This window comes from Micromonospora echinospora, from assembly GCF_900091495.1.
Taxonomy (GTDB): domain Bacteria; phylum Actinomycetota; class Actinomycetes; order Mycobacteriales; family Micromonosporaceae; genus Micromonospora; species Micromonospora echinospora.
The window spans coordinates 1,761,084-1,781,955 of the sequence record NZ_LT607413.1 but is presented as its reverse complement, the minus strand read 5'-3'; the positions used below and the strand labels follow the sequence as shown (position 1 = coordinate 1,781,955).

Below are 20,872 nucleotides of genomic sequence, written 5' to 3'. Positions count from 1 at the left end.
GGAGGTAAGGCCGCATAATGTCCGACTTCCCCTTCCTCTCGGTGCTGACCGTGGCGCCGCTGGTCGGCGCCCTGATCGTGGCCTTCCTGCCGCGCAGCCGGCCCGAGTTCGCCAAGCAGGTGGCCCTGGTCTGGTCGCTGGCGGTGCTGGCGCTGACCGTGGTCATGTGGGTGGCCTTCAAGACCGGGGGCGAGCGGTTCCAGTTCCGCGAGTCCTACACCTGGATCCCGCAGTGGGACGCCCGGTTCACCTTCGCCGCCGACGGCATCGCGCTGGTGATGCTGATGCTGATCGCGGTGCTGGTGCCGCTGGTGATCCTGGCCTCCTGGCACGACGCCGAGCAGTCGAAGCGGTCCGTGCCGGCCTACTTCGCGCTGCTGCTGGTGCTCGAGAGCACGATGATCGGCGTCTTCGCCGCCGCCGACGTCTTCCTCTTCTACCTCTTCTTCGAGGTCATGCTGGTGCCGATGTACTTCATCATCGGCAGCTACGGCGGTCACCAGCGCCAGTACGCCGCAGTGAAGTTCTTCCTCTACTCGCTGGTCGGCGGTCTGTTCATGCTGGCCGCGGTGATCGGCCTCTGGGTCGTCGGCGGGAAGACCTTCGACTGGCAGGCGCTGGTCCAGGCGGACATCTCCGCCGGCACCGAGCGCTGGCTCTTCCTCGGTTTCTTCATCGCCTTCGCGATCAAGGCGCCGTTCTTCCCGTTCCACACCTGGCTCCCGGACGCCGGTGGCGCGGCCCCGGCCGGCTCCGCCGCGCTGCTCGTCGGCGTCATGGACAAGGTCGGCACCTTCGGCATCCTGCGCTACTGCCTGCCGATGTTCCCGGAGGCGTCGAAGTGGTTCGCGCCGTGGGCGCTGGCGCTGGGCGTGATCGGCATCATCTACGCCGCGCTGCTGGCGGTCGGGCAGAACGACCTGAAGCGGTTGGTGTCGTACACCTCGATCGCGCACTTCGGCTTCATCGGCGTCGGCATCTTCGCCTTCACCACCCAGGCCGGCACCGGAGCGGTGCTCTACATGGTCAACCATGGCCTCGCCACCGGCCTGCTCTTCCTGGTGGTGGGCATGCTGATCGCGCGGCGCGGCTCGGCGCTGATCAGCGACTTCGGCGGTGCGGGCAAGCTGGTCCCGGTCCTGGCCGGGGTGCTCTTCTTCGCGGGTCTCGCCTCGCTGGCGCTGCCCGGCACCGCGCCGTTCATCTCCGAGTTCCTGGTGCTGATCGGCACCTTCACGGTGAACAAGCCGGTCGCGGTGATCGCCACGCTCGGCATCATCCTGGCGGCGGCGTACGTGCTCTGGATGGTGCAGCGCACCACGCAGGGCACCCTCAACCCGGCGCTGACCGAGGTCGAGGGCATGAAGCGTGACCTGAACCTGCGCGAGAAGGTCGTGGTCGCCCCGCTGATCGCGCTGATCGTGCTGCTCGGCTTCTATCCCAAGCCGCTCACCGATGTCATCAACCCCGCCGTCCAGGCGACCATGCAGGACGTCGGCAAGACCGACCCCGCTCCGACGGTCGGCAGCGTCCAGGAGGCAGCAAAGTGACCGAGCAGCTCGAGTTGCCCTCGATCGACTATCTGGCGCTCCTGCCGATCCTGATCATGCTGGGCGCGGCCCTGCTCGGCGTCCTGGTCGAGGCGTTCGTGCCGCGCCGGGGCCGACACCCGGTCCAGCTCATGCTCGCCCTGGTGGCGGTGGTGGCCGCCTTCGTGGCGGTGGTCTTCGCGGACGACCGGCGCGGCATCACCATCGGTGGGGCGATCACGGTGGACGGGCCGACCCTGTTCCTCCAGGGCGGCATCCTGCTCCTCGCCGCGGTGGCGCTGCTGCTGATCGGCGAGCGGACGGTGGAGCGGGGCGGGGCGTTCGTGGCCCAGGCCGCGGTCCGGGCCGAGTCGGCCGAAGACCGCCGGCAGGCGGACGGGCAGAACGGGGCCACCGAGGTCTTCCCGCTGACCACGTTCGCCATCGCCGGCATGCTGATCTTCGTGGCGGCGAACGACCTGCTGACCATGTTCATCGCCCTCGAGGTCTTCTCGCTGCCGCTCTACCTGCTCTGCGCGCTGGCCCGCCGGCGTCGGCTGCTGAGCCAGGAAGCCGCGCTGAAGTACTTCATGCTCGGCGCGTACGCTTCGGCGTTCTTCCTCTTCGGTGTGGCGCTGATCTACGGCTTCACCTCCGGCACGCCGGGCCGGGACGCCGGGGTCGACCTGGACACGGTCGCCGCCGCGGTGAGTGAGTCGACCTCCAGCCGGGTGCTGCTCTTCGCCGGTATCGCGCTGCTCTCCATCGGCCTCCTCTTCAAGGCCGCGGCGGCCCCCTTCCACGTCTGGACCCCGGACGTCTACCAGGGCGCGCCGACCCCGATCACCGGTTTCATGGCGGCCTGCACCAAGGTCGCCGCCTTCGGTGCCCTGCTGCGGATCTTCCACGTCGCCTTCGGCGGGGCCGCCTGGGACTTCACGCCGGTGCTCGGCGGGGTCGCGGTGCTCACCATGCTGATCGGCGCGGTGCTGGCGGTCACCCAGACCGACATCAAGCGACTGCTGGCGTACTCGTCCATCGCGAACGCCGGGTACCTGCTGGTCGGCGTGCTCGCCCCCGGCAAGGACGGTGTCGCCGGCACGATGTTCTACCTCGTCGCGTACGGCTTCTCGGTGCTCGCCGCGTTCGCCGTGGTGACCCTGGTCCGGGACGCCGACGGCGAGGCCACCCACCTGTCCCGGTGGGCGGGTCTGGGCCGTCGGTCGCCGTTCTACGCCGCGCTGTTCACCCTCATCCTGCTGGCCTTCGCCGGTATCCCGCTGACCAGCGGCTTCATGAGCAAGGTCGCGGTCTTCGGTCCGGCCCTGGACGGCGGGCAGGCGTGGCTGGTGATCGCCGGTGTGCTGACCAGCATGGTGCTGGCCTTCCCGTACCTGCGGGTCGTGGTGATGATGTGGCTCTCCGAGCCGGGCGACGCCACCCCGACGGTCACCGTGCCGGGTGGGCTGACCGCCGCCGCCCTGATGATCGGCGTGGCCGCCACCGTGCTCCTGGGGGTGGCTCCGGCCCCGCTGCTCGACCTGGCGGACGGGGCCTCGCAGTTCATTCGATGACCCAGTCGATCGGCCGGTCCCGGCCACCGTCGTCGCCTCCGGTCCACCGGACGCCACGGCAGTGGTCGGGACCGGCCGTTCCGGTGGTCGGGCGGGTGCCGCCGGGCCTGCCCCGACCGGAACAGGTCGAGCGGGTGTGGCATGGTTGAGGGCGTGGAGACAGCGGCTGGCCAGCGAACAGGTGCCCCCGGCTCCGGCGGTCGTCGGACCCGGCCGGGAACGGGGCAATTCGACTCGCTCGGTCTCTACCTCGCCGACGCCCGGCTCGAAGCCTCCGTCCTCGGGCTGCTGGAGGCGGTCGAGGCTGACCTGAGGTCGAGCGTGGCGAGCGCCGACCCGCTCGTCACCGAGGCCGCCCGGCACCTGGTGGAGGCCGGCGGCAAGCGGTTCCGGCCGCTGCTGGTGGCGCTCGGCGCCCAGTTCGGCGACCCGGCCGGCCCGCAGGTGGTGCCGGCGGCGGTGGTGATGGAACTCACCCACCTGGCGACGCTCTACCACGACGACGTGATGGACGAGGCGTCGGTGCGCCGGGGCGCGCCCAGCGCCAACTCCCGGTGGACCAACTCGGTGGCGATCCTGGTCGGCGACTACCTCTTCGCCCGCGCCGCGGACATCGCGGCCGACCTGGGCACCGAGGCGGTCCGCCTCCAGGCGCGCACCTTCGCCCGCCTGGTGCACGGTCAGATCGCCGAGACCGTGGGTCCGCGCGCCGGGGACGACCCGGTCCAGCACTACCTGCGGGTGATCGCCGAGAAGACCGGCTCGCTGATCGCGACCTCGGCCCGTTTCGGCGGCATGTTCGGCGGTGCCCCGGCCGCCCACGTCGAGGCGCTCGCCGGGTACGGCGAGACCATCGGCCTGGCCTTCCAGCTCTCCGACGACCTGCTCGACATCTCGTCGGAGTCGGTGCAGTCGGGCAAGACGCCGGGCACCGACCTGCGCGAGGGCGTCCCCACCCTGCCGGTGCTCTACGCGCTGGCCTCGGACGACGCGGACGCCGCGTCGGTGCGGCTGCGGGAGGTCCTGGCGACCGGTCCGCTGACCGACGACGACCTGCACGCGGAGGCGCTCGGGTTGCTCCGGGAGAGCCCGGCGCTGAAGCGGGCCCGGGAGACGGTGCGCAGCTACGCCGAGGAGGCCCGGGAGCAGCTCTCACCGCTCCCCGAGGGCCCCGCCCGCCGGGCTCTCGAATCCCTCTGCGACTTCGTGGCCGACCGCACCAGCTGACCCCACCGCACCCGCTCCCCGGAAGGTAGCACCGCCCAGGGGGTGACGGTCGCGGTCAGCGCGGCAGGGCCCGGGTCGCGGTCAACATGAGCGCGGCGGCCAGGATCATCGCCGCCGCGGCGGTGCCCCACATGGTGGGGTAGCCGAACCGGTCGGCCAGCAGGCCGAGCGCCAGCGGGCCGAGGCAGCCGCCCGCGTACACGCCGGTCTGGGTGATCGAGGTGGCGGCGGCCGGGGCCTGCGGGTAGAGCCGGACCACACCGAAGGTCATCACCCCGGGCCACGCCCAGCCCAGGCCGAAGCCGAGCACCACGCCGACCACCAGTGGAACCGTTCCGGCGACGGCGAGCAGCACCAGCCCCAGCGCGCCCACCCCCAGCATCCCGGCGACGACCACCACGTGGCTGCCGGTGCGCCGGTCGGCGAACCAGCCGGCCGACACCCGGGCCAGTACGCAGACCGCGCTGCCCAGGGTCAGCGTCAGACCGGCCAGCCCCGGATCCAGCCCACGGGCGGCGGCGGAGTCGACCAGGAAGGTGCCGAGCGCGTTCGCGGCGGCGGCGGCGAGCGTCGCGGCCATCCCGATCAGCACCAGCGGCGTCGGGGGACGCCCCCGCTGGCCGGTGCCGGCACGTCGCACCGGGCGGGTTTCCCCACCGGGTACGGCGAACAGCGCCGCCACGGCCGCGCCCGCCGCGACGCCGAACGCCCAGCGCCAGCCGGCGGTCAGCGCGACCGCTGGTACGGCCGCACCGGCCAGCAGGGTGGCGACCGGGACCGCCGCCTGCTTCACGCCGAACGACAGCCCCTGCCGGTGGGCGGGCACGTGCCGGGCCAGCGTGGTGTTGCTGGCGAGTTGCCCGAGCGCGTTCGCGGCGGCGCCGACCGCCAGCAGGACCACCAGAACCGGGTACGATCGCGCGACCGTCGCCACGGCGAGCAGCGACCCGGCGGCCAGCAGGATGCCGGCGCGGGCCGTCCGGGCGGGGCCGTACCGCTCCACCAGTGCCCCGGAGGGCACCGAGGCGAGCGCGCTCACCCCGAAGTAGACGGCGACGGCCACGCCCAGTCCGGTGGCGGAGAAGCCCAGATCCGAGCCCATCTGCACGGCCATGCCACCGACCAGGAAGACGGGCAGCACGCAGGCGACGGTGGTGGTGACCGCGCCGACGCCGACGCATACCGGACGGGCCGGGGCCGGGCGGACGGTGGCGGAGACGGTGTCGGTCATGGTGCGGCCAACCTACCCAGCGCGGGTCAACTCACGATGAATTCGGGCACGGATCACAGTCGATCAACCCACGGTGTCTGTCGGTGCACACACAGTCGATGGATATCTGGCATCCTCGATCGGGCAGGCATTTCCTACGAGGCCTGTTTTTCATATGGTGTAGACCCCGGCGGCGGAGGTGGTTGTGCGCGACCCCTTGGCGGAACCTTCCGATCTCATCCGGAGCGTGTCCCGCGCGCTACGAGTGCTCGAGGCGGTCGGTCGCGCCCCGAAGGGCCTGACCGTCAAGCAGATCGCCCGACGCTGCGAGTTGACGGTGGCCACCACCTACCATCTCGTCCGGACCCTCGCCTACGAGGGATACGTGATCCGGCGTGAGGACGGTACGTACATCGTCGGGCTGGAGATCGCCGACCGGTACCGGGAACTGGTGACCGCCTTCCGCGGTCCCGCCGTTGTCGGCGAGACGTTACGCCGGGCGGCCCTGGACAGTGGGTACAGCCACTTCCTCGGCCGGTTCGTGGGCGGCCAGGTGGCGATCACGGCGGTGGTCGAGGGGGCGCGCTCGCCGTACCTGGAGGACCTGATGCCCGGCTTCGACGAGGCCGCCCACGCCACCGCGCTCGGCAAGGCCATGCTGGCCACGCTCACCGCCGAGCAGCGCTTCCGCTACCTGCGGGAGTACGGCATGCGTCCGTTCACCGCCACCACGCTGACCACGGTCGAGGCGTTCGAGGCCGACCTGGCCGCCGGTGACCGGCGCGGCATGCAGATGGAACTGGGCCAGTTCCGGCAGGGGGTGGCCTGCGCGGCGGTGCTCGTGGCACCCGACAAGGACATCGAACGCCGGGTGGTGCTCGCCTGTGCGATGCCCGCCGGTGAGCTGATGACCTCGGCCCGGGTGGTCCGCGCCAAGCTGCTCACCGTGGCCCGGACCGTCGCCGAGAGCCTCACCACCGAACCCTGACCCACCGGGGCACCGAGCACCGCACGGGGCACCGAGCGCTACACCGAGCACCGAGCGCAGCGTCGGGCACCGCACGCCGCGCTGAGCACTGCGCCGCCGGCCCAGGTGGTAGCAGGGGTCCCTTGTTACTCAAAAAGCGGTAACAAGGGACCCCTGCATACACCTCAGGCGCCGATGTGGCCGCCGTCGAGGCGCCAGGTCACGACCACGCCGGGCTTGGCGAAGTCGCCGTCCGGCCAGTTCGAGGCCGGGTTCTCCAGCGAGGCGCCGCTGATCTCACCGGGGTGCTGCACGGCCACGAAGACCGAGCGGTCGTCGGTGGTGATGAACGGGCCGCAGGCCTCCGCGCCGAGCGGCACGGTGAGGAACTGCTTGAGGTGGCCCCGCTCCGGGCCCTCGATCGGCGCGGCGAAGAGGCCGTCGTTGCTGCCCAGCGCGTTGCCGTCGGTGGAGATCCAGAGGTTGCCGGTGCTGTCGAAGGCGACGTTGTCCGGGCAGGAGATCGGGGAGACCTTCGCCTTGTCGTACCCGGCGAAGTAGGTCGACGGGTCGGTCGGGTCGCCGCAGACGATCGGCAGCGACCAGGCGAACGCCTCGGCGGTGTTGTCGCCCCGGTCCTCGACCAGCTCCAGGATGTGCCCGTGCTTGTTGGCGTTGCGCGGGTTGGCCTCGTCCGCCTTCGGGTTGCTGCCGACGCCCCGGTTGGTGTTGTTGGTCAGCGCCACGTACACCTTGCCGGTGGCGAGGCTCGGCTCGACGTCCTCCGGGCGGTCCATCTTGGTGGCCCCGACCTTGTCCCCGGCGAGCCGGGTGAAGGTCAGCACGTCGGCGGCGGTCATCCCGTCGACGTACGAGCGGTTGCCGCTGACCAGCTTGATCCACCGGCCACGGCCGTTGAACGCGCCGTCGGAGGGGAGCTTGCCCGAACCGTCGATCTCGCCGGCACTGGTCTCGTCGAGCTTCGCCACGTAGAGCGTGCCCGACTCCAGCAGGGTCAGGTTGTGCCGGCGGGCGTGCCAGGAGTTGCCCTTGAGGTACTTCTTGTCCGACACGAACTTGTAGAGGTAGTCGAACCGCTCGTCGTCGCCCATGTACGCCACCACGTGGCCGTTCTTGGCGACGATGACGTTCGCGCCCTCGTGCTTGAACCGGCCCAGCGCGGTGTGCTTGCGCGGTCGGCCGTCCGGGTCGAACGGGTCGACCTCGACGATCCAGCCGTGCCGGTTCGCCTCGTTGGGGTGCTTGGCCAGGTCGAAGCGCTCGTCGGCCCGCTCCCACTTGCGGCTGCCCGACGGGTACCGCTTGGCGGTGTCGATGCCGTACCGGGCGAGCTTCGGCTTGGCGTCCGCCGGCACGGCGTCGCCGCCGACGAAGTACTGGTTGAAGTTCTCCTCGCCGGAGAGCACCGTGCCCCACGGGGTGATTCCGCCGGCGCAGTTGTTCAGCGTGCCGACGACGGTCCGGCCCTTCGGGTCGGCGGCGGTCTTCAGCCACGCCGAGCCGGCCGCCGGGCCGGTCACGTCGAACTTGGTCGCCAGCGCGGTGATCCGCCGGTTGTACGGGCGCGCGCCCCGGGCCACCGGGCGCCACTCGCCGGTGTCGCCGACCCGCTCGATCTCGACGACGGAGAGCCCGTGCGCGGCCATGGCGGCCCGCACCTGCTCCACGGTGAGCGCGTCCTGGCTGGTGAAGCCGGGGAACATCAGGTCCTCGTTGGTGTACTCGTGGTTGACCACGAGCAGCGCGCGCTTGCCGCGCCGGTCCAGCGGGAGCACCCCGACGAAGTCGTTGTTGTAGCCGAACTGCTTCGACTGGCGGGCCCCGGTCTGGTTGTGCACGTCCAGGTCGGGCGCGCCCGGCACGACCTCGTCGCCCCAGCGGATGACCACCGCGTGGTCGTAGCCGTTCGGCACCACGAAGGTGTCCAGCTTGTTCGGCGGGATGGCCCGGAAGGTCAACGCGCCGTTGCCGGTCCGCTGGCGGGCGGCGAAGTCCTCCACCTCGGGCAGCGTGGGAGCGGCGGCACCGGCCGGGGCGGCGGAGGCCACGCCGGCTCCGGCGAGCGCGCCGCCGACCCCGAGGACGAGCGCGCCGACCGCGCCGGCCCGGACGACACCGCGCCGGGACACCTCGGCGCTGACGATGTCACCGAGGTACGGGTTGTCGGAGGTGTTGGGTACCGGGTGGTCGCAGGCGTTGCCGCAGCGGTACAGGCAGGTCATCGAGTCGCGGCTGCCGTGGCGGTTCGCGCCCAGCAGGGGAAGCAGCCGGCGTCGGTCGCTCATGGGGAGGAGCCTCCTGGAGGGTGGGTGCGCGCAGGACACGTCTGGGCGCGCGTACTGCCGGACGCTAGGAGGGCAGGTTGAGCGGGCGTCGGCCGCAGCGTTAACCGGACGTGAACACCTCCAGCTCAGTGAACCGGTCCGGCGGGTGACGCGTATCTTCCGGCGTACGCCCCGCTGCGGCGACTGCGAGGAGACCGCCATCAGCGACCACGACGCCCACCTGCTCCGTGCCCTGCACGACGAGCACGCCGACGCGCTCCACGCGTACGCCCTGCGCCTGGTCGACGGCGACCGGCAACGGGCCGAGGACCTGGTGCAGGAGACCCTGCTCCGGGCCTGGCGCAGTCCCGCGTCCCTGGACCCGGAACGCGGATCGGTGCGTGCCTGGCTCTTCACCACCGCCCGCAACCTGGCCATCGACGCCTGGCGGCGGCGGTCCACCCGGGTCGGTGAGGTGGTGACCGACGAGGTGCCCGAGCCGCCACCGACGGTCGACGAGACCGAGCGGGCGGTGGAGGCGTGGACGATCGCCGAGGCGCTGTCCCGGCTCAGCCCGAGCCACCGGGAGGTGCTGGTGGAGTGCTTCTACCGGGGGCGGTCGGTCACCGAGGCGGCGGCCCGGCTGGGGGTGCCGCCGGGCACCGTCAAGTCCCGCACCCACTACGCGTTGCGGTCACTACGGTTGGTGCTGGCCGAGATGGGGGTGACGCAGTGACGGGCTGCGAGTTCGCGTACGACGACGGCGCGTACGTGCTCGGTGCCCTCGCTCCGGCCGAGCGGGCCGCGTACGAGCGGCACCTGGCCGGCTGTCCGGCCTGCCGGGCGGCGGTGGCCGAGGTCGCCGCCCTGCCGGGCCTGCTCGGCCGGCTCGATCCGGCCGAGGTGGAGCACCTGGTGCCGGCGCCGGAGCAGCCCCGGGTGCCGGCGTTGCTCGCCGCCGCCGACCGGCAGCGCCGGCACGAGCGGCGGCGGACCCGCTGGCGGTACGCCGTGACCGTGCTGACCGCCGCCGTGTTCACGCTGGTCGTGGGCTTCGGCGTGGCCGCGCTGCGCTCCGTCGGGGAGCCCGACGGTGGGCCCCGGATGGTGGCGATGCGGCCGGTCGCCGGAGCCGCCCCGGTGCGTGCCGAGATCGGGCTGACCGGCACCGAGTGGGGCACCGAGATCACCATGCGCTGTGGGTACGATCCGCGCCCCGACTACGTCAAGGCGTACGTCTTCCGGCTGGTGGCGTACGGCCCGGACGGCGCGTCCGAACAGGTTGGGTCCTGGCGGGCCGCCCCCGGCGACGAGGTCCGGTTCACCGGGGCGACCCGGTTCACCGACGCGGAACTGGTCCGGCTGGAACTGCTCCGCGCCGACGGCACGCCCGTGCTCGGCTACGACGTCCGCTGAGCTGGCCGGGGCGACCCACGGGACCCGCCGTCCGGGGGCCCGGCGGCCCGTCCCCCGCCGTCCGGGGGCCCGGCGGCCCGTCCCCCGCCGTCCGGGGGCCCGGCGGCCCGTCCCCCGCCGTCCGGGGGCCCGGCGGCCCGTCCCCCGCCGTCCGGGGGCCCGGCGGCCCGTCCCCCGCCGTCCGGGGGCCCGGCGGCCCGTCCCCCGCCGTCCGGGGGCCCGGCGGCCCGTCCCCCGCCGTCCGGCTCGGGTCCGGCGTGGTTCCCGGCAACGGCGTCCGGGCCGGGCCCGGCGTGGTCCCCGACCCCGGGGGCGGGGGCGGGGGCGGTCGGAACGGTGGCGGCGCGGCGGCGGGCGTGCCGGAGCGCGTCCACGGTGAACACCACCAGCGCCGCCCACACCAGCCCGAAGCCGGCCAGCCGGGCCGGCGGCATCGGCTCGTGCAGGATCAGCACCCCGCAGGCGAGCTGGAGGGTCGGGGTGAGGTACTGCATCATGCCCAGCGCGGTCAGCGGCAGCCGGTTGGCGGCCCCGGCGAAGCAGAGCAGCGGAACGGCGGTGGCCGCACCGAGCAGCACCAGCAGCGCGGTGTGCCCGGCGGAGATCCGGCCGAAGGTCAGCCCACCGTCGGACCAGAGCCAGGCCAGGTAGCCGACGGCGGGCAGGAGCAGCACCGCCGACTCCACGAACAGGCCCTCTGCGGCGGGCAGCCCGAGCCGCTTCTTGACCAGGCCGTACCCGCCGAAGCTGAGCGCCAGGATCAGCGCCAGGTACGGCGGGCGGCCGTAGTCGACGGTGAGCACGGCCACGGCCAGCCCGCCGACGCCCACCGCCGCCCACTGCGCCGGCCGCATCCGCTCCCGCAGCACGGTCACCCCGAGCAGCACCGACACCAGCGGGTTGACGAAGTACCCGAGCGCGGTCTCCACCACCTGGTCGGTGTCGACCCCGTAGACGTAGACGCCCCAGTTCACCCCGATCAGCGTGGCCGCGAGCGTGATCCCGGCCAGGGCGCGGGGACGGCGCAGCAGGTCCCGCAGGACGGTGATCCGGCGCAGCGCGGCCAGCAGCAACGCCACCACGGCCACCGACCAGACGATCCGGTGGGCGAGCACCTCGACCGGACCGGCCGGGCGTAGCAGGCGCAGGTAGAGCGGGAAGAAGCCCCAGACCAGGTACGCCCCGAAGGCGTACAGGTAGCCCAGCCGCAGCGGGGTCACGACGGGTCGCGCCGGTCGAGCTGCATCCAGCGGTCCGGGTGGTCCATCGGGGCGAAGCCGACCTTCGCGTACACCCCGTGGGCGTCGTTCGTGGCCAGCACGAGCCGACGTACGCCGAGCCCGGTGACGTGGTCGCGGACCACGCCGGCCAGCCAGGTGCCCAGCCCGCGACCCCGCTCGGCCGGGTCCACGTAGACGTCGGCGAGCCAGGCGAAGGTGGTCCGGTCGGTGACCACCCGGGCCACCGCCACCTGGCCGCCGTCACCCGGCCGGTACACCCCGAACGGCAGGGAGTTGGCGAACGCGCGTTCCACCGTCTCCCGGTCCCGCCCCATCGCCCAGTACGTGTCGGTGGAGAGCCAGTGATGGACGCGGTCCAGGTCGATGCGGGTCGGGTCGGTGGAGATCCGGTAGCCGTCGGCGCGGGTCAGGTTCAGCACGAGCGCAGGCTAACCCCGATCACCGGCGTGGCTGAACAGCCAGTTCCCGGGATGCGGCTCGCGCCACCCGGTGGCCCGGGTCAGTCCCGGTCGAGCAGAGCGCCGAGGAGCCAGGTGACCACGCTGACCAGAAGCGCGCCGAGCACCGCCTCCGGCCAGAAGCCGTCCACCTCGAACGGCAGCCCGGCCTGGCCGGCGATCCAACTGGTGAGCAGGAAGAGCAGCCCGTTCACGACCAGCGCGATGAGACCGAGCGTCAGCAGGTAGAACCCGCAGCCCACGGTCTTGATGATCGGCTGGAGGACGGCGTTGACCACGCCGAAGATCACCGAGACCAGGACCAGCGTGGTGACCGTCTCGGTGGCCGAGTCGGAATTGAGGGCGATCCCCGGAATCAGGAGGGTGGCCAGCCAGAGGGCCACCACCGTGCTTCCCAGCCGGATCAGCAGAGAGGTCATGGCGGCGATGGTGCCATGCCCGGCCAACCGGCGGAACCCGCCCGGTGCGGGTCAGCGGCGGGCGGGAGCGCCGACGAGCTGCGCCTCGATCGGGGTCGGGGCGATCAGCGCCCAGCGCAGCGCCCGCCGGTTCACCACCGCGACCATGTCCTTCCGGATCCGGGTCAGCCACTCGGTGGAGCCACCCAACCCGAGCGCGGCACCGGCGACGGCGGCCTCCGCCGGGCCCAGGGGTTGCAGCACGGCCAGGTCGGCACGGCCGAGGGTGTCAGCGTCGGACGGGGTCAGCTCGTCCCGGACGACGAGGGTGGCCTGCCAACCCGGCCCGGGTGGGGGCTCGGCGGTCACCGGGCCGGCGTCCACCACCAGGAGCAGCGGGCGTAGCGGCGTGCCGGCCGCCCCGTCCGGGTGCCGTCCGGGCGGGAGCATCATGATCGCGCCGCCGGGAACACCCACGCCCCGGACGAACGGCTCCCACGTGCGGGGGCGTGCGGTCTGCACCACGACCCGGGCGCCGAGCGCCATCGCCCGCAGGACCACCAACTGGGCGGCGCGGACCCCGCCGACCAGGACGATCCGGGTGGCCTCCGGGCGGAACATCCGCAGGGTGATCGGACGACCGTGCCGGTTCGCGCCGATCATCAGACCGGCGCTGCCGAGCGGCAGCCCCACCCCGTCGGGGGGAGCGCTGGTGGGATCCGTGACTCCGGCGCGGGCCAGCGGCAGGGTGGCGGTGAGTCCGGGAAGCTGGTCGCCGTCGAGCCGGCGTACCTCCCCGCCCAGGCCGCCGACCAGCCGGCGCAACGCCTGTTCGGCGACGGAGAGGCCGCCGGGGGTGTCGGCGGCCAGCCGCACCGTCAACTCGACCGGTGCCGAGGCCGGGTCGCCGCCGCACGGGCCGGCGCAGAGCGAGACGGTGATCGCCGAGGCGGGCAGTTCCCGCAGCCGCGGCACCAACCGTCGGCCACCCTCGGTGTGTGGGTCGGGCCAGCGCCGCAGCCGGTGGGTGGACTGGAGCAGGCCGCCCAGACGGAGCACCTGCCAGCTCTCCCGCCCCGGCTGGCCGCCGTCGTGGTGGGCCAGCTCGGCGAGCACGCGCAGCACGGCCTGCTCGCCCAGCGGGCGGGCGGTGACCGGCGCGAGGCGCCGGACCACCTTGCGTACCGCGCCGGAGAGGGCACGCCGTAGCTCCTCGTCGGACCAGCCCTCGACCCGCAGCGCCCGGACGGCCAGCACCGCCCGTTCGGATCCGGGCACCCGCCCCTCGGTGAGCTGGCGGTAGGAGATCGCCACCTGACTGCCACCCGCTCCCGGGGCGGGAGCGGGCGTGCCGGCGAGCAGCAACTGGATCCGTAACGGCGGTGTGTCCGGCCCGGCCGGAGGGAGCAACGCCGCCGGGGTGGGCAGGTTCCGCTCGCCGTCCCCGAGCAGCCCGCCCGGATCGGTCAGTTCGAGCAGGGCGGTCAGCCCCTCCGCGTCGCCGACCACGGCGGCCGGGTCACCGGCCAGTTCGGCACCGTGGACCGAGGCGTCCGGCGCGACCAGGGTGAGGAGCGCGGTCGGGGCGGCGGCCGACGGCAGGACCCGCCGCCGGGTCAGGTGACCGGCGGCGGTGCCCAGCCACTCGAAGAGCCACCGCCGGCGGATCCGCAGCCAGGCGACCGCCAGCAGCAGCACCGCGACCAGCGCCGCACCGGCGGCGGCCGGCACGCCCCGGCCGAGGGCGGCAACGAGCAGGGCGAACGCCACCTGGGCGGCGACGACCTGGCCGGCCCGTACGCCGTGCGCCGGGCGACGGGGCACGGTCCACCGCGCCGGCGGTGTTGACCGGGACACGGGACCGGTGGTGGGCATCCCGCTGGGGTCCGGTTGCCCGGCCGGAGCCGGTTCCCCGGCTGCCGGGGTCGGCCGCCCGGTCGTCGCCACCGTCACCGTGCGCCTCCTCCGCCGTCACGACCGGTTGGTACGACGGCCCATGGTAGGGGGTTCGAACGGTCGGGAAGACAGCGCGTCTGTCCACAGGCGACGGGGGTGGGGTAGCAGAAGCAGATGGGGACCGCTACCGTCAGCGACGAGTTCCGCTGACCCGCCGCGGCTCGCCGACCCGGCGGGCGGCCGACGCGTCCGCACCGGGCGTCGGCGGGCAGCCACGACCACACGAGACGAGGTGACGTCCGGGTGTCCCAGACCCAGGCAGAAGCCGCGGTGATGCAGCAGACCGCCGCGAAGTTCGAGCAGGTCGACCAGTCGTTGCAGACGATGCTGACCCAGCTCATGACCGAGTTGGAGGTGTTGCAGCAGGCCTGGCGCGGGGCCGGTGGCCGGTCGTTCGAACAGGTCCGGCAGCAGTGGTCGCAGGACCAGGCGGCGTTGCAGCGGGCCCTGCGGGAGACCGCCCAGGCGATCCGCACCGCCGGCACGCAGTACGACACCGCCGACGCCGAGGCCGCCAGCCGGGTGGCCGGCACCAACCGTGGCATCCAGCTGCCGCTCTGACCGATCCGTGACCGAGGGGAAGATCCGATGAACAACGGTGTGCTGGTCGTCAATTTCGCCGCGCTCCAGCAAGCGGGCGCGGACATCCAGCGGGCGCTGAACACGCTCGACTCGCAGCTCGGCCAGTTGGAGCGGGACGCCGCCCCACTGGTCGCGAGCTGGACCGGTGAGGCCCGGGAGGCGTACGCGGTGCGTCAGGCGCGGTGGCGTTCCGCCTCGCAGGACCTCCAGGCGATGCTGCGCGACATCAAGCTCGCCGTGGACGATTCCGCCACCGACTACCTCGACACCGAGAAGCGCAACGTCAACCTCTTCCAGTGAGGCCCGGCCGGTCCCGGCGGGATCCCCGCCGGGACCGCGCCCACGGTGACGTGCCCCGGTCGGCCCGGCCGCCGGGAAGAGCGAGGCCGGGACGCACCGCCGGAGCGTGACGCGTCCCCGTCAGCCGGGCCGCCAGCGGCGGCGGGAGCCACGCGGCACGATCATCGCCAGCAGCAGCGCGGCGACGGCTAGGGCGGCGGCCACGGCGGCGACCAGCAGTGCCCGGCCCCGGGCGTCGGCCCGCCGGGCGTCCCGGGCCACCTCCGCCGGGTCGACCCACCGGGCCGGGAGCGCGTCGGCCCGTCGGGGCGTGCCGGCCGTGCCGGCCCCGGTCTCGGTGACCGCCCGGTACGGGTTGAGCACCCCGGCGCCGTACCCGGCTCCCCGTCCGGGAGCGGGGTCGGCGGTGGCCACGATCCGCTGCGTGACCTGGGCTGCGGTCAGCTCCGGCCGGTAGCCGCGGAGCAGGGCGGCGGTGGCCGCCACGAACGGGGTGGCGTAGCTCGTCCCCTCCGCCCGCCGGTGACCCCGGTCCGGCGCGGCCATCAGCACGTCGCTGCCCGGGGCGACCACGTCGACGTAGCCGCCGACCTGGGAGAAGTCGGCGCGGATCCCGTTCGCGGCGATCGCGCCGACCCCGATCACCCCGTCGTAGGCGGCCGGGTACGGGAGGGGGTCGCCCTCGGCGTGCAGGTTGCCGGCGGCGGCCACCACCACGACGTCGCGGTCCAGCGCGTACGCGACGGCCGCCCGGACGGCCGGATGGTCGGCGTACAGCACGACGGAGAGGTTGAGCACGTCCGCGCCCCGGTCGACGGCCCACCGGATCGCCCGGGCGAAGACCGCCGCGCTGACCGTACGCCCCGACTCCCGGCCGTCGACGATCTGCTGTTCGCTGACGCGTACCGGCAGGATGCGGGCCTCGGGGGCCAGCCCGCGGAAGGCAGTCCCCGCCCGTGGCGCGGCGGCGATGACGCTCGCCACGCCGGTTCCATGCCCGGCGCAGTCCCGGCTGCCGTCCTCGCCCGGGTCGAGGTAGTCCGTCCCGTCGAGGACCCGGCCGGCGAGCTGCGGGTGCCGGCGGTCCACCCCCGAGTCGATCACCGCGACGACCGTTCCCGCGCCGGTCGCCAACGGAGCCAGCCGGTCGGGGGCGTACCGTACCTGTGGCCAGGGTGCCTCGGTGACCGGTCGGGTCGGCGTGAGCGGGGCGGTGCAGCCCGGGGCGGCCACGGCCGGTATGGCCGGGAGCGCGGCCGTGAGGAGGGCGGCCAGCGCGGCGGCGACCGGGCGCGGAGTCGCTCGCGGCATTCGTCGCCTCCGTATCGTGTCGGCTCCGGGACGGCATGTTATCGACTCGAAGTCATCGATGCGGATCGCGCCGGTCAGACATTGTGATCTTGTTACTACCTTGTAGGTTGTACGCGATGCCTATGGCCTGTTCACGGGAGGAGAGGTGGCCGTGACCGACTGGGAGCCGGCTACCGAGGCCGAGGCGGCGATGCGGGACGCGCTTCGCGCCAATGACCAGGAACTCTACTTCCGGATCCTGGCCCGGACGGACCTGCTGCTGCCGGTCTCCGCCGAGGCCCTGGCGGGGCAGGCCCCGATGGGCTGGGGTACCTGGACCACCAACGGCCGGACCCACGTGCTGGCCTTCACCTCCGACGTCGCGCTCCGGGCCTGTCTGGGTGCCAACGGCGGGTCGAGCCGGCGCTGCGCGTACCACGACTTGGCGGCGGGCTGGCCCAACCACGAGTGGTGGCTGGCGGTCAACCCTGGCCTACCCATCGAGGGCTACCTGCCGGCCTGGTTCGTGTCGCAGCTCTCCCGGGGCGATGTCCGGCTGCCCGGCCGCACGCTGGGCGCGCGGGCGCGTCTGGAGCAGGTGGAACAGCTCGCCCGTAACCGGGCGGCCGGCGGCGAGCCGCCTGCGCCGGAACCGTCCCGGGGGTCGCCGCCGGCACCGCCGTACGGAACCACCCGGCCGCCGGTCGCGACGCCGCCCCGCCGAGGGCTGCCCGACCAGTCCGCCGAGGACACCGAGGCGCTCCGGGTGGGTCAGCCCGACGCACGTGGCGCGGTCGAGCCCCCGTCGTCGAACGGGGCTCCCGAGCCGGGCTCGAGCTGGTTGACCAACCCGCGCCGTCAACTCCGTCCGGACGCGGCGCACCCCGATCCGGGAGCGACCCCGCCGGCCAACGGCCAGCCCACCGGCCGGAACTCCTTCTTCGAACCGGCGCCGTCGGCTCGCGGCACCGGGCCGGCACCGGTCTCCCCACTGCGGGCCCAGGACCGGGCTGTTCCCCCGTCCCGGCTGGGCGAACCGGGCCGCGCCTTCCCCCGGCGGCGGCCCTACCGGCCGGACCAGGCCGCAGACGAGCCCACCCGGGCGTTCCGGTTCACCGACCCGGCTCCCGCCGAGCAGCCCACCCCACCGCAGAACCGGATCGCGGCGGGGGCCCCGGCCGCCGACCAGACCCAGGCACTGCCCCGACGTCAGCCGCGACCGGAGCCGGCGGTCAGCGAGCCGACCCAGGCCTTGCCCCGCCGGATGCCGCCCCCACCGGCCGGCGAGCCCCTCCAGGCGCCCGGCGAGCCCACCCAGCCGTTGCCCTGGCGGATGCCGCCGGGCGGCAGCGATCCGGTGGGCCAGGAGCCGACCCAGTCGATCCCGCAGCCCGCCGGGCCGGTGCGCCCCACCGACCCCCTGCCGGCCGAGCCGACCGTCCGCCTCGACCAGTCCGTGCCGGCGGGGCACGCCGACGCCGACGATGCCATGTCGGCCGGTCACGCCGACGCCGACGGTGCCGTGTCGGCCGGTTACGGGCACGTCGACGGTGCCGTGTCGGCCGGTTACGGGCACGCCGACGGTGCCGTGTCGGCCGGTTACGGGCACGCCGACGGTGCCGCGTCGGCCGGTTACGGGCACGTCGACCAGGTCGCGCCGGCCGGTTACGCCGGGGCCGAACGGGCCACCGAAGCGGCGGAGTTCGCCGGGCCCGAACCGGCCCGGTCGCCGTCGCCGCTGGTCATCGAGGGGACCGTCGTCGAGTCCCGCGACCTCGCCGACGCCGCTCCCGGGTATCCGGCCGAGCCGGACGCCGGTGCCGGGTACCCGTCGGACACCGTCGGCCAACCGGACCCGGTGACCGGGCCGGGGCCCGAGCCTGCCGGGTACGAGACCGCCACCTCGGCGTACGAGCCCACCGGACCGGCGTACCAGACGGGCGTGGCGCAGCCGGACCCGGCGGACGGACCCGGCGTCGACCCGGCGGAAACGCCTCCGCCGGCGACCCCGGCGATCGACTTCCACGCCGCAAACGACGTGGAGGAGGAACTGCTCGCCGCCGCCGGCACCGGCAGTACCGACACGTTCCTGTCCACCCTCCTCCTGGCCCGCGTGCTGCTGCCCGTCGCCCCGGACGCCGCGCCGGGCAGCCGCCCCGGCGAGAGCGGCTTCGTCTGGCGGACCGAGCAACTCGACGGCGAGCCGTACGTGATCGTCTACACCTCGCCGGAACGGCTGGCCGACCACGTCGACACTCCGGTCGAGACGGTGCAGGTCAAGTTCGTCCAGCTCATCCGGAGGTGGCCGGACGAGCAGTGGTCGTTCGCCGTCAACCCGGGCACCCCGGTCGGCGCGAAGCTGCCCGGGGAACAGATCGTCGCGCTGGCCAACTGGGCCGCCGAGGTCGGGCTGGGCGACGACGTCGAGCCGGAGCCGGTGGAGTCGGCGGTCGCCGCGCCGGCCGAGGAGCCGGCCGGTCCCGCCCGGTACGCCACCACACCGGAGGACCCGAACTGCCCACCGATGATGCAGAAGACGGTCGCCCCCAGCCAACTGGCCTACTACCTGGAACGGGGCTACGACCGGGTTTCCGGCTTCGTGCACCGGGCCGGCGAGGTCGGTCACCTGAACACCCCGGCGAAGCTGTACGCGGCGCTCGGACTCGGCTATCCCGACTCCCCGTACTCGCCGGACGCGGACGAGATCTACGTGCTGCGTTGGCCGGCGTACCGGCCGAGCCTCTACCGGATCCCCTACGGCGGGCAGAACGAGAGCGCGATGCGGGCCATGGAGGGCTGGGTGATCGAACGGCCACCGTTCCGGGGCAACGGGTTCGCCCCGGGCGAGAGCAGCGACGTGGTGGCCGAGTTCAAGGTGGACAGCGCCCGGCTGCCGCACGGCACGCAGCTCTGGCGGATCGGCGCGGACGGCAGCGAGCGGGTGGTCGCCACCCTGGACACCGACGCCCTGCTCTGGCGTCCGACCGGGGAGCAGTGATGCGCGACGGTTACGTGGCCCGCTGGCGCGGACGGGAGTACCAGGCCAGCCCGGACGGCAGCGACGTCCGGATCTACCAGCCCGAACCGGGCGACGGCTTCGAGGAGGTCCGGTCCGGCCGGTACGTGCGGGTGCTGCCGGCGGACGAGGTGGACGAGGTGGCGTACATCCGCACCACCTGCACCTGGCAGGGGCAGCCGTTCATCGTGCTCGCCGAGCACGACGGCTGGCTCCGGGTGGAGTACACCGGCGGGCGCTGGCCGGTCGCGCAGGCGATGGGGCTGGAGGTCTTCGACTTCGGCGTCTACCAGGGCTGGGCCCCGGCCAGCGAGGTCGCCGACCTGCGCGAGCACCGGATCTGACCCGGCGGTTGCCGATGCCGGGCCGGGTCGGTCAGGACTTCGCCCAGCGGAGCACCTCGCCGAGCACCACGTCCGGTGCCTCCAGGTGGGGGAAGTGCCCGACGCCGTCGAGGAGCCGCCACTCGTATGGGGCGATCACGTAACGACCGGAACCCTGGGCGGTGCGCGGCAGTGAGGCGACGTCCTCCGCGCCGTGCAGTTGCAGGGTCGGGGTGACCAACGGCTTCTGCATCAGCTTGACGAAGCGGTAGCCGTGCAGCCGCAGCACCGAACGGAACGCCCACCGGTACGTCTCCAGGGCGCAGAAGGCGGCCTGCGGGATCCGCATCGCCTCCCGGCAGCGGGCCGCGTACGGGGCGAAGGCGGCACTCTCCACCCAGCGCTGGCCGCCCCACCGGCGCAGCATGTGCTCGACCCGGACCGCGTCGTCCCGGGTGAGCATGTGCTCGTAACGGGGAAGCTGGAACTTCAACGTCGGGGTGGCGGCGCTGAACTGGCCCCGGGGGTCGGCGAAGATGCCCGCCCGCAGCCGTAGCGGGTGCGGCGCGCCGAGCACCACCAGTCGCCGGACGAGTCTCGGGTGGAACGAGGCGGCGGTCCAGCCGAGCAGCCCGCCGGCACCGGTGCCGACCAGGGTCGCGGAGCGTTCGCCGAGCGCCCGGATCAGGCCGGCGACGTCGGCGGCGAGGGTGTAGCCGTCGTACCCACGGGGTGGCTTGTCGGTCGCGCCGTAGCCGCGCAGGTCCACCGCGACGGCCCGGAAGCCGGCGTCCGCGACCGCGGGCAGCATCTCGTGCCAGGCCCACCAGAACTCGGGGAAGCCGTGCAGGAAGAGGACCATCGGTCCGGTGCCGGCCTCGACCACGTGGAACCGGCTGCCGTTCGCCCCGACGAACCGGTGCGTCCACGGTCCGTCGGTCAGGACGCAGGACTCGTCGATCGGCCCGTCATGCTGGTCGGTCATGTCGACAGCCTAGGACCCGGAGGCATCCGGCCTGCTCCTGCGGGTCGGCGGACCGGCGGAAGGTCGTCCGCGCCGGGGTCCGCGACGCCCAGGTGGGGGAGAAACGGGGACGGCG

Annotated in this window: 17 protein-coding genes and 1 pseudogene; 10 read left to right on the top strand and 8 right to left on the bottom strand. The window is 73.7% G+C overall.

All coding sequences use genetic code 11. The features are described 5' to 3' along the window. The first annotated feature begins 17 nt into the window (after positions 1–17). The 3 genes from GA0070618_RS08035 (at position 18) to GA0070618_RS08025 (ending at position 4,330) form a co-directional block, all read left to right on the top strand. Positions 18–1,550 carry an NADH-quinone oxidoreductase subunit M gene (locus GA0070618_RS08035; protein ID WP_088981074.1) on the top strand — a complete coding sequence of 511 codons (1,533 nt, stop codon included), beginning with the start codon at positions 18–20 and terminating at the stop codon, positions 1,548–1,550. After that, entirely contained in the window at positions 1,547–3,103 is a 1,557-nt protein-coding gene (gene nuoN, locus GA0070618_RS08030) for an NADH-quinone oxidoreductase subunit NuoN (RefSeq protein ID WP_088981073.1), read from the top strand. The genes GA0070618_RS08035 and nuoN overlap by 4 nt, the downstream gene beginning before the upstream one ends. Positions 3,104–3,244: 141 nt before the next feature. Then, on the top strand, positions 3,245–4,330 hold the full coding sequence (locus tag GA0070618_RS08025; RefSeq protein WP_088981072.1) for a polyprenyl synthetase family protein: 1,086 nt from the start codon (positions 3,245–3,247) through the stop codon (positions 4,328–4,330). A gap of 55 nt (positions 4,331–4,385) precedes the next feature. Here GA0070618_RS08025 and GA0070618_RS08020 read toward each other — a convergent pair whose 3' ends face one another. After that, positions 4,386–5,561 carry an MFS transporter gene (locus GA0070618_RS08020; RefSeq protein WP_088981071.1) on the bottom strand — a complete coding sequence of 392 codons (1,176 nt, stop codon included), beginning with the start codon at positions 5,559–5,561 and terminating at the stop codon, positions 4,386–4,388. Positions 5,562–5,745: 184 nt separating this feature from the next. Between GA0070618_RS08020 and GA0070618_RS08015 the strand changes: the two genes are divergently transcribed. Continuing rightward, positions 5,746–6,528, top strand: a complete 783-nt coding sequence (locus tag GA0070618_RS08015) for an IclR family transcriptional regulator (RefSeq protein ID WP_088981070.1) — start codon at positions 5,746–5,748, stop codon at positions 6,526–6,528. Between the two features lie 164 nt (positions 6,529–6,692). On the opposite strand, the gene GA0070618_RS08010 is transcribed toward GA0070618_RS08015, so the two are convergent. Continuing rightward, on the bottom strand, positions 6,693–8,813 hold the full coding sequence (locus tag GA0070618_RS08010) for a PhoX family protein (protein ID WP_088981069.1): 2,121 nt from the start codon (positions 8,811–8,813) through the stop codon (positions 6,693–6,695). A gap of 220 nt (positions 8,814–9,033) precedes the next feature. On the opposite strand from GA0070618_RS08010, the gene GA0070618_RS08005 reads away from it, so the two are divergent. Together GA0070618_RS08005 and GA0070618_RS08000 are read left to right on the top strand one after the other, a co-directional pair. After that, on the top strand, positions 9,034–9,528 hold the full coding sequence (locus tag GA0070618_RS08005; RefSeq protein WP_231931816.1) for a sigma-70 family RNA polymerase sigma factor: 495 nt from the start codon (positions 9,034–9,036) through the stop codon (positions 9,526–9,528). Further along, a complete protein-coding gene (locus GA0070618_RS08000; protein WP_088981067.1) occupies positions 9,525–10,208 on the top strand; it encodes an anti-sigma factor family protein in 684 nt (227 codons plus the stop codon). The genes GA0070618_RS08005 and GA0070618_RS08000 overlap by 4 nt, the downstream gene beginning before the upstream one ends. 281 nt (positions 10,209–10,489) lie before the next feature. Here the strand turns inward: GA0070618_RS08000 and rarD are convergent. From rarD to eccE, 4 genes and pseudogenes are all read right to left on the bottom strand, one after another. Beyond that, positions 10,490–11,428: pseudogene (rarD, locus tag GA0070618_RS07990) on the bottom strand (EamA family transporter RarD); the annotation flags it as partial. Further along, positions 11,425–11,868 (bottom strand): GNAT family N-acetyltransferase, encoded by a 444-nt coding sequence (locus tag GA0070618_RS07985; protein ID WP_088981066.1) that lies wholly within the window; start codon positions 11,866–11,868, stop codon positions 11,425–11,427. The gene GA0070618_RS07985 and the pseudogene rarD, both read right to left, overlap by 4 nt. Before the next feature lie 80 nt (positions 11,869–11,948). After that, positions 11,949–12,326, bottom strand: coding sequence for a phage holin family protein (locus tag GA0070618_RS07980; RefSeq protein WP_088985368.1), 378 nt, complete (start codon positions 12,324–12,326; stop codon positions 11,949–11,951). Between the two features lie 51 nt (positions 12,327–12,377). Beyond that, on the bottom strand, positions 12,378–14,180 hold the full coding sequence (eccE, locus tag GA0070618_RS07975) for a type VII secretion protein EccE (RefSeq protein ID WP_088985367.1): 1,803 nt from the start codon (positions 14,178–14,180) through the stop codon (positions 12,378–12,380). A gap of 324 nt (positions 14,181–14,504) precedes the next feature. On the opposite strand from eccE, the gene GA0070618_RS07970 reads away from it, so the two are divergent. Together GA0070618_RS07970 and GA0070618_RS07965 are read left to right on the top strand one after the other, a co-directional pair. After that, positions 14,505–14,822, top strand: a complete 318-nt coding sequence (locus GA0070618_RS07970; protein WP_088981065.1) for a WXG100 family type VII secretion target — start codon at positions 14,505–14,507, stop codon at positions 14,820–14,822. 27 nt (positions 14,823–14,849) lie between these two features. Next, positions 14,850–15,143, top strand: a complete 294-nt coding sequence (locus GA0070618_RS07965; RefSeq protein WP_088981064.1) for a WXG100 family type VII secretion target — start codon at positions 14,850–14,852, stop codon at positions 15,141–15,143. A 120-nt stretch (positions 15,144–15,263) separates the two neighbouring features. Here GA0070618_RS07965 and mycP read toward each other — a convergent pair whose 3' ends face one another. Further along, on the bottom strand, positions 15,264–16,454 hold the full coding sequence (gene mycP / locus GA0070618_RS07960) for a type VII secretion-associated serine protease mycosin (protein WP_088981063.1): 1,191 nt from the start codon (positions 16,452–16,454) through the stop codon (positions 15,264–15,266). Between the two features lie 151 nt (positions 16,455–16,605). Here mycP and GA0070618_RS33965 point away from each other — a divergent pair, with 151 nt between their 5' ends. Together GA0070618_RS33965 and GA0070618_RS07945 are read left to right on the top strand one after the other, a co-directional pair. Next, positions 16,606–19,431: an SseB family protein gene (locus GA0070618_RS33965; protein WP_231931653.1), complete on the top strand. Its 2,826-nt coding sequence runs from the start codon at positions 16,606–16,608 to the stop codon at positions 19,429–19,431. Continuing rightward, positions 19,428–19,793, top strand: coding sequence for a hypothetical protein (locus GA0070618_RS07945; RefSeq protein ID WP_088981062.1), 366 nt, complete (start codon positions 19,428–19,430; stop codon positions 19,791–19,793). Before GA0070618_RS33965 ends, GA0070618_RS07945 begins: the two co-directional genes overlap by 4 nt. A gap of 31 nt (positions 19,794–19,824) precedes the next feature. Here GA0070618_RS07945 and GA0070618_RS07940 read toward each other — a convergent pair whose 3' ends face one another. Then, a complete protein-coding gene (locus GA0070618_RS07940) occupies positions 19,825–20,757 on the bottom strand; it encodes an alpha/beta fold hydrolase (RefSeq protein ID WP_088981061.1) in 933 nt (310 codons plus the stop codon). Positions 20,758–20,872: the final 115 nt, after the last annotated feature.

Bases quoted from the DNA above. Each gene is read 5' to 3' on its own strand.
- GA0070618_RS08035 (WP_088981074.1), top strand. From the start codon at position 18: ATGTCCGACTTCCCCTTCCTCTCGGTGCTGACCGTGGCGCCGCTGGTC.
- GA0070618_RS08025 (WP_088981072.1), top strand. From the start codon at position 3,245: ATGGTTGAGGGCGTGGAGACAGCGGCTGGCCAGCGAACAGGTGCCCCC.
- GA0070618_RS08020 (WP_088981071.1), bottom strand. From the start codon at position 5,561: ATGACCGACACCGTCTCCGCCACCGTCCGCCCGGCCCCGGCCCGTCCG.
- GA0070618_RS08010 (WP_088981069.1), bottom strand. From the start codon at position 8,813: ATGAGCGACCGACGCCGGCTGCTTCCCCTGCTGGGCGCGAACCGCCAC.
- GA0070618_RS07980 (WP_088985368.1), bottom strand. From the start codon at position 12,326: ATGACCTCTCTGCTGATCCGGCTGGGAAGCACGGTGGTGGCCCTCTGG.
- eccE (WP_088985367.1), bottom strand. From the start codon at position 14,180: ATGCCCACCACCGGTCCCGTGTCCCGGTCAACACCGCCGGCGCGGTGG.
- GA0070618_RS07965 (WP_088981064.1), top strand. From the start codon at position 14,850: ATGAACAACGGTGTGCTGGTCGTCAATTTCGCCGCGCTCCAGCAAGCG.
- mycP (WP_088981063.1), bottom strand. From the start codon at position 16,454: ATGCCGCGAGCGACTCCGCGCCCGGTCGCCGCCGCGCTGGCCGCCCTC.
- GA0070618_RS07940 (WP_088981061.1), bottom strand. From the start codon at position 20,757: ATGACCGACCAGCATGACGGGCCGATCGACGAGTCCTGCGTCCTGACC.